Consider the following 12,997-nt stretch of genomic DNA (forward strand, 5'->3'; position numbering starts at 1 on the left):
CTTATTGAGGTAAGTAGTATGACTTCAGAACTCACTTCGCAGAATATGACGTTAAGGTCATGGCTTGCTTTATTCATTCTGGCAATTTCAACCTTTACTATTGTCACCACCGAACTGGCGCCAGTCGGATTATTAACGCCAATCGCAGAGGGGCTACAGTCTTCGGAATCTGCGGTGGGCATGACCGTGTCGCTTTATGCCTGGGTGGGGGCGTTGAGTGCGCTGTTTGCCTCCGTCTTTTTAGGGAATGTGGCCAAGAAGCGGCTTTTACTTGTGCTTTCCGTGGTACTTCTTGTCTCTAACGTTATGGCTGCGACGGTAAACGTCTATAGCATGCTGCTTAGCGCCCGCGTACTGGGAGCGCTTGCTCACGGCGCATTCTGGGCGATGATCGGCGCAACGGCGGTGGCTATGGTCCCTGCCAGATATATAGGGGCGGCGACGTCAATCGTATTTGGTGGTGTTTCCGCAGCAAGCGTTTTTGGCGTACCGGTATCCAACTATATTGGTATTCACTTCGGCTGGCGGCAGGCATTTTGGCTGATGGCCGCGCTGAGCGTAATTGCCTTTGTGGGTATTAGCGTTCTTGTTCCCAGGATTACCAGCAAAAGCGCGCTCGGGCTGGATGCGCTTAAAGGCGTGCTGAAATCGTCAACATTATGGAAAATTTACTCAGCAACCTTGCTGGCTGTGACGGCTCACTTTGCTGCCTTTACGTACATTGAACCCTGGCTACACACGCAGAGTTTACTGTCCACCACCATTATTCCTGCTGTGCTTTTTGTTTACGGCATCGCGGGTCTGGCAGGTAATTTCCTGACCGGCGTGTTGATTGATAAGTATCTCAAGCTGACGGTCTCTTTGTCTGTACTGCTGATCTGTGCAGTGCTGCTGTTCCTGGGCCTGTCTGGTTCCTCGCTCTCTGCTGCGTTGATATTTACCAGTATGGTTGTCTGGGGTGTCGCCGTATCAGGAATATTTGTCGGTTTCCAGACGTGGGTTTTACGTATGGCAGAGGATAAAGCCTTCCCGGCCTCCGCAATCTACGTTTCATTTTTCAATACCGCCATTGGTATCGGTGCGTCAGTCGGTGCCTGGATGGTTTCATCATTTTCAATGCCGCTCCTGTATATCGTCGCCGGTACGGCCATCGGTCTGTCCGTTCTGCTTGTCGCGGTTATTCCGGCAACGTTAACCGCAAAACAATCCCGTATGGAGAAATCTTATGAGTCAAATTAATGACCGCACGCGCTATGGCAGAGAGATTATGGACCGTCTTGAAGCGGGGCTCGCGGATAAAGTCACCCGCCGCCTGAGCGAGCTGGACCCGGGGCTGCCCGCCCTGATTACCGACTATGCGTTCGGGGATGTGGTGGGTCGTCCGGGACTGGATCTCAAAACGCGCGAAATGTTGACCGTCGCCTCGCTTGTGACGCTGGGTAATGCCATGCCGCAGCTAGAACTGCATATGCGAGGCGCGCTCAATACCGGCGTGACGCCGGAAGAGCTGCTTGAAATTGTGATACAGATGGCGGTATATGCTGGCGTTCCCGCCTGCATGAATGGTCTTACTGCATACCGCGCGGCAATGGCCTCGACGGGCCATACTTTGCCAGGACTGAAGGGAAGTGACGCATGAGCGAGATTGTTATTATTGCAGCCCGCCGCACGGCGACGGGCGCATTTCAGGGCGCGCTTGCGGAGCATTCAGCCTCTGACCTGGGAAGCCGCGTTATTCAGGCGCTCCTGAAAGAATCTGGCGTAGAAGCCAGTGATATCTCTCAGGTCATTATGGGACAGGTACTTACTGCGGGGTGCGGCCAGAACCCGGCCCGACAGTCGGCACTGAATGCTGGGTTGCCCGTAGATACGCAATGTCTGACGGTAAACAAAGTGTGCGGGTCCGGGCTTAAGGCGGTCCATCTTGGCATGCAGGCGCTGCAGACGGGGGAGGCTGAGTTTGTTATCGCCGGTGGTCAGGAGAGTATGTCCAACGCGCCGCATATCGCCACGACGTCGCGTAGCGGAACGCGGCTGGGTGATATTACTCTCAAAGATAGCCTGGTTTCTGACGGGCTCTGGGATGCCTTCAACGATTATCACATGGGTATCACTGCAGAGAATGTTGCGACGGAGTTTGGTATCAGCCGCGAAATGCAGGATGAATATGCCCTTGTCTCTCACCACAATGCGCTTGAAGCGCAGGCGCGTGGCATTTTTGAGCGTGAAATTGTCCCGGTTGAGTGGCAGACGCGAAAAGGTGAAACGATCAGCGTGGCGAGGGATGAAGGACCCCGTGCAACCAGTATCGAAAAATTGACGAAACTGAAGCCTGTCTTCCGAAAAGAGGGTACGGTGACGGCGGGAAATGCTTCATCGTTGAATGACGGTGCTGCGGCGGTCCTGCTTTGTACGCGTGAGACTGCCGAAGCACGTGGTTTGCCGGTTCTGGCATCGCTGGGCGTATTTTCCAATTCCGGTATCCAGCCGGCATTAATGGGTGCAGCCCCGATTCAGGCCATTGCCGACTGTCTTTCCCGCTCGGGATGGAAGCCTGAGGATGTCGATCATCTCGAATCCAACGAAGCGTTTGCCGCCCAGGCGTTGGCCGTGATTCAGCGGGCCGGGATTTCCCCGGATCGTATCAATCCATACGGCGGGGCAATCGCGCTTGGGCATGCGATAGGTGCATCCGGCTGCCGAATTTTGGTGACGCTGGTTCATTCCCTGATCCGTAATGATGCCAGGCGTGGCGTTGCCGCACTGTGCGTTGGCGGCGGGGAAGGCGTCGCGTTGAGCGTTTATCGCTAACGGCGTATCTGTAGATATAAAAAAACCGGGGAAACCCGGTTTTTTATTTTCAAGATGCTGTATCAGGCATTCACGCCCTTCATACCCTCGGCAGAATAACGATCGCCTTTAATCGCTACCCGGCGATGAAGGTTGTTCAACGATTCGATATCGCTCTTCTCAAGCACAATATCGGCAGCGCGCGCGTTCTCGGCCAGATAGCTGACGTGCTTAGTACCCGGAATGGGAACCAGCCGATCGTATTGTGCTAACAGCCAGGCAAGTGCAATCTGACCTGCGGTACAGCCGTATTTTGTCGCCAGCGGGGTAATGGTATCGAGCAACTGGCGATTATGATCGAGACTGGACTGAACAAATCGTTCGTTATTCTTGCGGAAATCACCTTCTGCAAAATCGTTGTTGTTCAGGTATTTTCCCGTCAGGAAGCCCCTGCCAAGAGGTGAGTAGGGCACCAGGCCGATACCTAGCGCTTTCACGACCGGCAAAATGTTTTCCTCGATGTCTCGTGTCCACAGAGAATATTCTGTTTGCAATGCGGTGACCGGATGCACCGCATGCGCCCGTTGCAGCGTTGAAGCCGACACTTCGCAAAGGCCGATGTGGTTGATCTTACCCTCTTTAACAAGGGTGCGCAGGCAATCCATACTCTCTTCGATCGGGGTTGCGTTACTCACCCTGTGAAGGTAAAAGAGGTCGATTCGCTCCACGCCAAGCCGCTTAAGGGATTCGTTACAGCAGCGGATGATATAGTCCGGCGTATTGTTGATGGTGCGGGCGTAGGAGTCGTCAGGAGAGCGATCGATGCCGCACTTCGTGGCGATTTTGAACTGGTCGCGAGTGTTTTTATCCAGCCCGGCAAGAAAGTGACCGATTAGCCTTTCATTATGGCCACGGCCATATAAATTTGCGGTATCAATAAACGTCACGTTCAGATCGATGAGGTTATGCAATACCTGCAGTGAGCCTTTGTCATCAGTCTGGCCATAAAATTCACTCAGACCCATGGCACCGTAGCCGATGGCACTGACGGTAAGATTTTGAGATAAAGTACGTGTTTTCATAGTTTCTCCTTTTCAGACCCTATGATTGTTTCACCTCAATTGTGGTTACTGAATTTTCATTTTCGTTATGCTGAAAAGGTATCAGTCACCGCCGCTCTACCTTCCGAATCATTAAAAACGACAAAAGTTATCTAAACGTTAAATTCGTCACACTTTTGATGATAAACTGCGCGACTTTTCCGCACGTTTTACTCTTCAGGTGACGCCATGACAGAACATATCCAGCCCTCGACCAGACCGCAGACCAACGAGGTTTCTCGGCCCAACTGGTCGGCGGTTTTCTCCGTGGCGTTCTGCGTCGCCTGCCTGATTACCGTTGAGTTTCTACCGGTGAGCCTGCTGACGCCGATGGCGCAGGATCTGGGCATTTCCGAAGGCGTGGCGGGGCAGTCGGTCACCGTGACCGCGTTTGTGGCGATGTTCGCCAGCCTGTTTATCACCCAGGTCATTGGCACTATCGACCGCCGCAAAGTGGTCATTCTGTTCAGCGTGCTGCTGACGGCATCCTGCCTGCTGGTCTCCTTCGCGGAAAGCTTCACCCTGCTGCTGCTCGGTCGCGCCTGTTTGGGGCTGGGATTAGGCGGCTTCTGGGCGATGTCCGCCTCGCTCACCATGCGCCTTGTGCCCGCGCGCACCGTGCCAAAAGCGCTGTCCGTTATCTTCGGCGCGGTCTCTATTGCGCTGGTGATTGCCGCGCCGCTGGGCAGCTTCCTTGGTGGGATTATCGGCTGGCGTAACGTCTTTAACGCGGCGGCAGTGATGGGTGTGCTCTGCATTATCTGGGTGTGGAAGGCGCTGCCGTCCCTCCCGGGCGAAGCGGCGCACCACAAACAGAACATGTTCGCGCTGCTCAAGCGTCCGGGCGTGCTGGCGGGGATGACCGCCATCTTTATGGCCTTTGCCGGGCAGTTTGCCTTTTTCACCTACATCCGCCCGGTGTATATGACCATGGCGGGCTTTGACGTGGACGGCCTGACGCTGGTGCTGCTGAGCTTCGGTATCGCCAGCTTTATCGGCACGTCGCTGTCGTCGCAGTTCCTGAAGCGCTCCCTGAAGGTGGCGTTGGCGGGTGCGCCGTTGCTGCTGGCGGTGAGTGCCACGGTGCTGATTCTGTGGGGTAGCGACAAATGGGTTGCCTCGGCGATTGCGATTATCTGGGGCTTTGCCTTTGCGCTGGTACCGGTGGGCTGGTCGACGTGGATCACCCGAACGCTGGCCGATCAGGCGGAAAAAGCCGGGTCGATTCAGGTGGCGGTGATCCAGCTGGCGAACACCTGCGGCGCGGCCATTGGCGGCGTGGCGCTCGACCATCTGGGGCTGACGTCACCACTGGTGATTTCCGGTACGCTGATGCTGCTGACGGCACTGCTGGTGGCAGGGAAGGTGAAGGCGCGTTGATTGATAAACAGTCACTACATCGATATACTTGTACCGTAACTTGTACAGGAGGAAATATGCAGGTTGTGACGTTTACCGAAGCACGAAGCCGACTCAAAGATGTGTTGGACGACGTGAATGACAATGTGGAGACAACCATCATCAGCCGCCGAAACGGGGGGGATGCGGTGGTTATGTCTCTGCAGCACTACAACTCAATGATGGAAACCATCCATCTGATGAGTTCGCCTGCCAACGCCAGTCGACTGATGGAGTCAATCGCACAGGCAAATTCCGGAAAAACCACGCAGAGGGATCTGATAGATGACCAGGCTACTGATTTGGACTGATAACGGCTGGGATGATTACCTATGGTGGCAGGAGCAGGATAAGAAAACGCTTCGCAGAATCAATAAATTGATTGAAGATGCGAAGCGTCAACCCTTCGATGGCCTGGGTAAGCCGGAACCGCTTAAAGGTAACCTTTCCGGATACTGGTCCCGCCGAATCAATGATACTGACCGTCTGGTTTACGGGGTGTCGGATAGCGCTCTTACTATTTTAATGTGCCGCTACCACTATTATTCGTAGATCACGCCGATGTCCTCATCCGTCTTTTCGAATCCATCGAAATCAACACCACTGACGACACAATCAATAGCGTTCCCAGCCAGTCCGGCAGGGTGAAGGCCACCCCCAGCAGGATCACCGACAGTAACGCGCTGCTCAACGGCTCGGCGCAGCTCAGAATGCTCGCCTTCGGCCCGCCGATCATCTGTGCGCCTTTCAGGTACAGGCTGAACGTCAGCGCGGTGCCAATCACCACCAGATAGAAAAATGCCAGCAGCAGGCTACCGTCAATCACGAACGCGGTTCCGCGTCCGGCGTAGAACGGCGTCAGCATTAACCCGGCAATCAACATGCTCCAGCCGACAATCGGCAATGTGCCGTAGCGGGCAATCAGCGCTGACGGATAGGTTGTGTAAAACGCGGCGGCAAACGCCGAGGCGATGCCGAAGAACAGCGCGGCAGGGGAGATGGAGAGCGAGGTCGGGTCGCCGTGGGTCACCAGCAGGAAAGTGCCAACAAGCGACGTCATGATGGCCGACAGCACAAACACGCCGGGACGCTTTTTCCGCGCCAGCGCAAACCACGCCACAATGATGGTCGGTGACAGGAACTGCAGCACGGTAGCGGTCGCAGCGTTGGATTTTTCAATCGTCAGCAGGAAGGTGAGCTGCACGGTGAGCGCGCCGACAAGTGAAAAAATCAGCAGGCTGAGGGCGTCTTTGCGATGTTTGATGACCGAGAAAATCTTGTCGCCGTGAACGAAAGATAGCGTCAGCAGGATCACGCCGGTAAACAGCAGGCGAACCATGGTCAGGTAAGGCGAAGAAATGTGGCTTTTCTCCATGATGTACTGCGCGCAAACGCCGGAACTGCCCCATAAAACGGCGGCGATCAGGACGTTCAGCATCCCTTTACGTGTGGAACCCATTTTCTCCCCTGCTATGTTGTCGTTAATTGGCCAACAGCATAGCATGGTTGTGTGCGGCTTGATGCCCTCACCCCCGTAGGCCGGGTAAGCGTAGCGCCACCCGGCATGTTGTTGACCTTAGAACCACGCCTCCCACATCGCGCCGACGTTGAAGTCGTCGAGCGTCTCGTCTTTGGTATTGTTCACGCGCGCGGTGCGTTCATTATCCACTTTGCCGCCGGTGACGTAGAAGCGCAGCATCGGACGGAACTCAGGCCCCATGGCGATAGACATGTTCTGCGACAGGGTCAGCTTCCAGCCCTTGTTGTCGCCGCCGTTATCGTAGTCAACGTGCTGCCAGCCTGCTTCCAGCCAGGTGGAGTGAACGTCGTTCCACCAGTGCATCGGGCGCACGATGGCGTTGTAGTTCTTGCGGTTGTCGGTCTTATCGCGGCTGTTGTCGTAGTCGTGGAAGGCGAGGATGTACTCCACCTGCGTGGCCTGGGTGAATTTATACAGCCCTTCGAAGCTGGCGTAGACCGTGGTCAGATCTTCGGTTTTGTTGAACACGCTGTTGTCCGCGTTATCGGAGTAGCGGGCGATCACCTTGTTCACGCCGCTGTCGTTGGTGTGGCTCAGCACCACGCCGCCCTGCCAGGCGTTCAGACGCTCGTCGCTCTCCACCGCTTTGGAGTCAAAGCCGTAGTTGGCGTACAGCTCCATGTCGATCGGGCCGAGCTTCATGCCGTGGATTTTGGAGGTCGCGGCGTAGTTGCCCTTGTCGCCCGTGCCGGAACCGCCGGTACAGGTGATGCGCGACGGGTTCGCTTCGTCTTCCATCACTTCCGGGCTACAGGATTCGACTGCCGCCACGGCAGCCACGTCAAACTGCACGCCGCCGATGTCAAAGTTCTTCACGCCTGCGCCCTGGCCGTCGTGGTTCATCCAGAAGTAATCGTTGATGCCCTGCTGCGGACGCTGGTGGAAGTCACGACCGGCCCAGAAGTAGGCATTTGGGTTGGAGGCCATAATGTTGGTCACCCCCGCGTAGGCTTTTTTCAGGTTAACCTCGTCGCCCCAGTGGTCGATCATCACGTTGATGTCCCAGATGGCGCCGTTGTCCCCTTTGAAGGCCTTGGAGAGCTGGAATTCCCCGCCGTTACCTTCGTTACCCAGACGACCAATCGCGGACGCGCCGTTGTACGAGCCGTCCACCGCCACGTATTTCTGATCGGCGGCCTGGAAGTGCGCGCCGTAGCGGGCGTAGCCGGTGAATTTAATGCCGAACGGGATCGCCATATCCGGGGATTGCGCCGCGCTTTGCGGCTCGGTTACCACGTCCGCTTTTTTCGCAACCGCCGCATCCATTTTGGCCTGACGCTCGGCCAGAGCTTTATCTACCGCTTTCGCCACAATGGCGTCGATTTGCTCCTGGGTAAATTCTTGTGCGAGTACGGAAATTGGGCAAAGCGCGGCGATAACCGCCATGGTTAATGGAAGTTTTTTAATCGTATTCATGGTTATCTCAATATAGTTTAATTTTATTCAGACAATAACCATCCCGCTCCGATCTGACAGAGTATGTCGCTATCATCAGAACAAGTGGATCTCTATTTAGGGTACAGAGGTATTACATTAACTTTATTTCGCCATAGACTATCTCTGATATAAATGAATAATTTCTTCAGACAGTTCACGCGCTAATAAGGAATTCATTAAATGATCCTGCGCGTGCACCATGATTAACGTCATCGGCTGGCGGCCTTCGCCCGCATCCTGCTCGATCAGTTTGGTCTGCATCTTGTGCGCCTGGCGCGCGTAGCCGTCGGCTTCGTGCAGCAGGCTTTTGGCCTCGTCAAAGTTGCCCTGACGCGCCGCGTGCAGCGCTTCAAAGCACAGGCTGCGGGACTGTCCGGCGTTGACGATAATTTCCATTACGGCTTCTTCTAGTGCGATCATCATTATTACTCTTTTTCAAAACTATTATTTAAGGCGGTGGCGGCAAACCACTCTCCGCTTTTCTTAATGGTGCGCTGCTGCGTCTCTAAATCAAGCTGGATAAATCCGTAGCGGTTTTTATAGGCATTACACCACGACCAGTTATCAATAAATGTCCACATATGGTAGCCAAGGCAATTGCACCCTTCGCTAATCCCTTTATGCAGCCACGTTAAATGCTCAGAAATAAACTCGATGCGGTAGTGATCGTTAATCTGGCCATTTTCAATAAAGCGCTGTTCATTTTCGACGCCCATGCCGTTTTCAGAAATAAAGCAGCGAGGGTTGCCGTAATTGTCGCGCAGGTTAACCAGAATATCGTAAATACCCGGCGCGTAGATTTCCCAGCCGCGGTAGGGATTCATCTTGCGGCCCGGCATTTCGTAGTTATCAAAGAACCACTCCGGCATAAACGGCGCCTGCGGGTTCACCGCGCTGTCGCGACACTTCACGCGACGCGGCTGATAGTAGTTCACGCCGAGCAGGTCGATTTTCCCTTCCGCAATCAGGAAGCCGTCTTCCGGCTTGCAGGCGGGCAACTGATCGTAGGATTTCAGCAACGCCACCAGGTCGGCCGGATACTCCCCGCGCAGTACCGGGTCAAGGAAGCTGCGGTTAAACATCAGGTCCGCGATGTGTGCCGCCTTCACGTCCGCCGGGTTCTGCGAGCGCGGGTAGGACGGCGTCAGGTTCAGCACGATGCCGATCTCACCCGCGTAATGTCCGGCGCGGTAAGCCTGAACGGCCTTCGCGTGGGCCAGCACGGTGTGATACGCCACGGTGGCCGCCCGGCGGAAATCCACCACGTTAGGATAGTGGAAGTCGTACAGATAACCGCCCTCCACCGGGACGATGGGCTCGTTGAAGGTAAACCAGTGCAGCACGCGGTCGCCAAACAGCTCGAAGCAGATCTGCGCATAGCGGGCGTAAGCGTCCACCACGTCACGGTTTTCCCAGCCGCCTATCTCCTGCATCGCCATCGGCATGTCGAAATGGAACAGGGTGATAAACGGCGTGATGCCCTGTTCATTCAGCTCATCAATGACCTGATTATAAAAATCGACCGCTTCCGGGTTCACTTCACCGATACCGTCGGGGATCAGGCGCGCCCAGCTAATCGAGGTACGAAAGCTGTTGTGGTTCAGCTGCTTTAACAGCTGAATGTCCGTTTTCCAGTTTTGATAAAACGTGGAGGTGTGCTGCGGCCCCACGCCGTTGTGAAAACGGTTCGGCTCGCGGGCAAACCAGTAATCCCAAGTGGTTTCCCCCTCTCTTGCCCCTTCGGTCTGGAGAGCGGAGCTTGCGCTGCCCCACCAGAAGTTATCGGGAAATGCGTATTTCATGTCCTTTCCTCTTTGACTTAATTGCTTGCGGCTTCAGCGGTACCGACGGTTGCCTGGGCTTTCTGCTCTTCGTTTTTCATCAGCGTACGCTCATAGGCGCGCAGGAACGGCAGGTACATCAGCGCGGACATCACCATACAGACCAGGCACATTATCACCGGACTGAGCGCCCAGTTTGCCGCCCATGAGGCACCAATCGGCGCGGGGGTGGTCCACGGGGTTAATGACACCACCTGAGCCAGCCAGCCGAGCTTCGTTGCGCCGTACGCCAGGCAGGCATTGACCAGCGGAACAAACACGAATGGGATAAACAGCATCGGGTTCATGATGATCGGCGCGCCGAACAGAATCGGCTCATTGATGTTAAAGAAGCTCGGCACAATGCCCATTTTGCCGATGGTGCGCAGGTGCGTGGCGCGGCTGCGCAGCAGCAGGAACGCCAGCGGCAGCGTGGAGCCTACGCCGCCAATCAGCAGGTAGTGATCCCAGAAGCCCTGCAGGTAAACGTGCGGCAGCGCCGCGCCTGCGGCGAGCGCCGCCTGGTTTGCGGAGAGGTTCGCCATCCAGAACGGGTTCATGATGCCGGTAACAATCAGCGAGCCGTGAATACCGGCAAACCAGAAGATCTGGCACAGCAGCACGGAGAGCAGTATCGCGGGCAGGGAGTCGGATGCGGATACCAGCGGCTCCAGCAGGTGCATGATCGCCTGCGGGATGATCATTCCGGTCTGCGCTTCAATGAACAGGTTCAACGGGTGCAGCGTACCGATCACCACCATCACCGGGATCAGGATCTCAAACGAACGCGCCACGCCGGTGGGCACTTCCTTCGGCAGGCGGATGGTCACGTTGTTCTGCTTCAGCCACGCATAGACACGTGTGGCGTAAATCGCGGTGATAAGCGCGGTAAAGATGCCCTGACCGGAGAGATACTGAGTCGAGATTTTACCGTCGGCATACGGCGCGGCGACCAGCAGGAAGGCCATAAAGGCCAGCAGGCCGGACATCACCGGGTCGAGGTTAAACTGACGCCCCAGGCTCGCCCCGATCCCCACCGAAATGAAGAAGGTCATCACGCCCATGCTGAGGTTAAACGGCAGCATCAGCTGTTCGCGGTAGGTCTGGGAGAAATCCAGCCAGCCGCGGGCGAAGCTGTTGGTGGTATCCGCCGAGAACGGCGGGAAGATGAACACCAGCATAAACGAGCCGATGATCATAAACGGTAGCGCGGCGGTAAAGCCGTCGCGGATGGCAATCACATACTTTTGCTGACCCAGCTTTGCGGCCAGCGGGGTAATTGACTGCTCAATCACCGCGACCATGGATTGATATAACGAACTCATGTGAACACCTTTTAGTGTGCCGCTTCGATGAGCGACAGAGCATAGTCCAGTACTTTATCGCCACGTTGCATGCCGTAGTCCATCATGTCGATGGGCTGCACCGGAATGCCTTTCGTAGCCGCCTTGTCTGAGAGTGTCTGTAACATGTATTTCACTTGCGGTCCGAGAAGTACCACCTGATATTGCGGAAACTGCGTATCAAATTCGGAAACACCGTACGCATCAATCTTCACCGGCAAACCACGTTCTTTCGCGACATCGACCATTTTGCTGACCAGCAGGCTGGTGGACATCCCGGCAGAGCAACACAGCATAATCTTGAACATCGACAACCATCCTCTAAATGTAAATAGTTATTGCGAGGATGATTGGACATGATACGGAAACCGGTTTCCATTTATAAAAAGCAGAACTGTGATAACCATCAAGATCCAATACTTATGAGGCTAATTAACCGGATGTGTGTCACATAATTTGGCTGTTTTGACATCATTTTGAGTGGAAACGGAAAATCGGTTTCCATGAAAAACGGAAACGGATATACTCCGTTCTGGCTATAAAGTGAGCCGTAGCGGTTATGGAATTTGCAGGCGCGAGGTTAGCCTGCCAGGGGAAAGAGATGTCGACAATCAATGATGTATCACGTCTGGCCGGGGTGTCTAAAGCCACGGTATCGCGAGTGTTGAGTGGGTCACGTGGCGTTAAGGAAGCCAGCCGTCAGGCCGTGCTGAAGGCGGTGGATGAGCTGAACTACCGGCCTAACGTGATTGCCCAGTCGCTGCTGAGCCAGTCGACGGGCTGCATTGGGGTGATTTGCGCGCAGGAAAACATTAACCAGACCACCGGGTATCTTTACGCGCTGGAAAAACAGCTCAGCCAGCACCAAAAACACCTGCTGCTGCGCTTCGCACATAGCAAAGCGGAAGTGATGAATGCTCTCGAAGAACTCTCCTGCGGCCTGTGTGACGACATTCTGGTGATTGGCGCCCGTTTCCCGCTGGACGTGGATATGGACAACGTCATTCTGGTGGACTGCATGGAGGCTGATAACTCCAACAGCATCCAGTTCGATCACGCCTTTGCCGCCGAAACCGCCTGTAACTATCTGACCAGCCAGGGGCGTCGCCAGATTGCGCTGATCCACCCGCACGGCAGCGGGTTTGCCGACCAGGTGCTGCTTGGCTATAAGCACGCGCTGGAGAAAAATTTCCTGCCCTTTAATCGCAACCTCGTCTTTATGGACGCGACCTCCTCGTCCGTTGCGCTTCAGGAATTACTCAACAACGCGTCCACGCTGAACTTCAACGCGCTGCTGGTGGCGGACGAGCAGGAAGCCCAGCGGGTGATCCCGCAGCTGCAGGCGTTTAATAAATCCGTACCGGACGACATTATGGTCTTTAGCCTGGCCGGATCGCTGCACCTGCCGGGTATTCCGGTGATCCCGGCGATTGAATATTCAATGGATGCCATGGCGTCACGCATTGTGAGCTGGCTGACGGAGAAAACGCAGATGCTCGGGTCCTATGTTCTGCGCGGGGATCTCATCATTCCGGACGTGCGGAAGCGTTAAAACATTTTCCAGGCCGG

General features: G+C 55.3%; 14 protein-coding genes. 7 read left to right on the plus strand and 7 right to left on the minus strand.

The genetic code is table 11. The features are described from left to right. The first annotated feature begins 18 nt into the window (after positions 1-18). Genes APT89_RS07155 through APT89_RS07165 form a run of 3 tightly spaced genes read left to right on the plus strand, consistent with a single transcriptional unit; the run spans position 19 to position 2,811 of the window. Complete coding sequence (locus APT89_RS07155) at positions 19-1,239, plus strand: MFS transporter (RefSeq protein ID WP_060571974.1); 1,221 nt, start codon at positions 19-21, stop codon at positions 1,237-1,239. Next, the gene (locus APT89_RS07160; RefSeq protein WP_041911705.1) at positions 1,226-1,639 is read left to right on the plus strand and encodes a carboxymuconolactone decarboxylase family protein; all 414 of its coding nucleotides are present in this window, start codon (positions 1,226-1,228) and stop codon (positions 1,637-1,639) included. The genes APT89_RS07155 and APT89_RS07160 overlap by 14 nt, the downstream gene beginning before the upstream one ends. Continuing rightward, on the plus strand, positions 1,636-2,811 hold the full coding sequence (locus tag APT89_RS07165) for an acetyl-CoA C-acetyltransferase (protein ID WP_060571975.1): 1,176 nt from the start codon (positions 1,636-1,638) through the stop codon (positions 2,809-2,811). Before APT89_RS07160 ends, APT89_RS07165 begins: the two co-directional genes overlap by 4 nt. A 62-nt stretch (positions 2,812-2,873) precedes the next feature. Here the strand turns inward: APT89_RS07165 and APT89_RS07170 are convergent, their stop codons facing one another. Continuing rightward, on the minus strand, positions 2,874-3,872 hold the full coding sequence (locus APT89_RS07170; protein ID WP_041911704.1) for an aldo/keto reductase: 999 nt from the start codon (positions 3,870-3,872) through the stop codon (positions 2,874-2,876). Positions 3,873-4,079: 207 nt separating this feature from the next. Here APT89_RS07170 and nepI point away from each other — a divergent pair, with 207 nt between their 5' ends. Genes nepI through APT89_RS07185 form a run of 3 tightly spaced genes read left to right on the plus strand, consistent with a single transcriptional unit; the run spans position 4,080 to position 5,840 of the window. Then, positions 4,080-5,270: a purine ribonucleoside efflux pump NepI gene (nepI, locus tag APT89_RS07175; protein ID WP_060571976.1), complete on the plus strand. Its 1,191-nt coding sequence runs from the start codon at positions 4,080-4,082 to the stop codon at positions 5,268-5,270. Positions 5,271-5,326: 56 nt separating this feature from the next. Then, on the plus strand, positions 5,327-5,599 hold the full coding sequence (locus APT89_RS07180; RefSeq protein ID WP_045631197.1) for a type II toxin-antitoxin system Phd/YefM family antitoxin: 273 nt from the start codon (positions 5,327-5,329) through the stop codon (positions 5,597-5,599). Beyond that, positions 5,574-5,840 (plus strand): Txe/YoeB family addiction module toxin, encoded by a 267-nt coding sequence (locus tag APT89_RS07185; RefSeq protein ID WP_041911701.1) that lies wholly within the window; start codon positions 5,574-5,576, stop codon positions 5,838-5,840. Before APT89_RS07180 ends, APT89_RS07185 begins: the two co-directional genes overlap by 26 nt. A gap of 1 nt (position 5,841) precedes the next feature. On the opposite strand, the gene APT89_RS07190 is transcribed toward APT89_RS07185, so the two are convergent. The 6 genes from APT89_RS07190 to APT89_RS07215 all read right to left on the minus strand — a co-directional run bounded on the left by APT89_RS07190 (position 5,842) and on the right by APT89_RS07215 (position 11,736). Then, positions 5,842-6,747, minus strand: a complete 906-nt coding sequence (locus APT89_RS07190) for an EamA family transporter (RefSeq protein WP_060571977.1) — start codon at positions 6,745-6,747, stop codon at positions 5,842-5,844. Positions 6,748-6,864: 117 nt separating this feature from the next. Next, the gene (locus APT89_RS07195; protein ID WP_041911699.1) at positions 6,865-8,244 is read right to left on the minus strand and encodes a carbohydrate porin; all 1,380 of its coding nucleotides are present in this window, start codon (positions 8,242-8,244) and stop codon (positions 6,865-6,867) included. A gap of 138 nt (positions 8,245-8,382) precedes the next feature. Next, the gene (locus APT89_RS07200) at positions 8,383-8,685 is read right to left on the minus strand and encodes a PTS lactose/cellobiose transporter subunit IIA (protein ID WP_028014979.1); all 303 of its coding nucleotides are present in this window, start codon (positions 8,683-8,685) and stop codon (positions 8,383-8,385) included. Positions 8,686-8,690: 5 nt separating this feature from the next. After that, a complete protein-coding gene (locus tag APT89_RS07205) occupies positions 8,691-10,067 on the minus strand; it encodes a glycoside hydrolase family 1 protein (protein ID WP_060571978.1) in 1,377 nt (458 codons plus the stop codon). A 17-nt stretch (positions 10,068-10,084) separates the two neighbouring features. Continuing rightward, positions 10,085-11,410, minus strand: a complete 1,326-nt coding sequence (locus tag APT89_RS07210) for a PTS sugar transporter subunit IIC (RefSeq protein ID WP_028014981.1) — start codon at positions 11,408-11,410, stop codon at positions 10,085-10,087. A gap of 11 nt (positions 11,411-11,421) precedes the next feature. Then, complete coding sequence (locus tag APT89_RS07215) at positions 11,422-11,736, minus strand: PTS sugar transporter subunit IIB (protein ID WP_014830072.1); 315 nt, start codon at positions 11,734-11,736, stop codon at positions 11,422-11,424. A 293-nt stretch (positions 11,737-12,029) separates the two neighbouring features. Here APT89_RS07215 and APT89_RS07220 point away from each other — a divergent pair, with 293 nt between their 5' ends. Further along, positions 12,030-12,980 carry a LacI family DNA-binding transcriptional regulator gene (locus tag APT89_RS07220; protein ID WP_060571979.1) on the plus strand — a complete coding sequence of 317 codons (951 nt, stop codon included), beginning with the start codon at positions 12,030-12,032 and terminating at the stop codon, positions 12,978-12,980. The last annotated feature ends 17 nt before the right edge of the window (positions 12,981-12,997 follow it).

Origin of the sequence: Enterobacter sp. 50588862 (assembly GCF_001462935.1) — a bacterium.
GTDB lineage: Bacteria > Pseudomonadota > Gammaproteobacteria > Enterobacterales > Enterobacteriaceae > Enterobacter > Enterobacter bugandensis.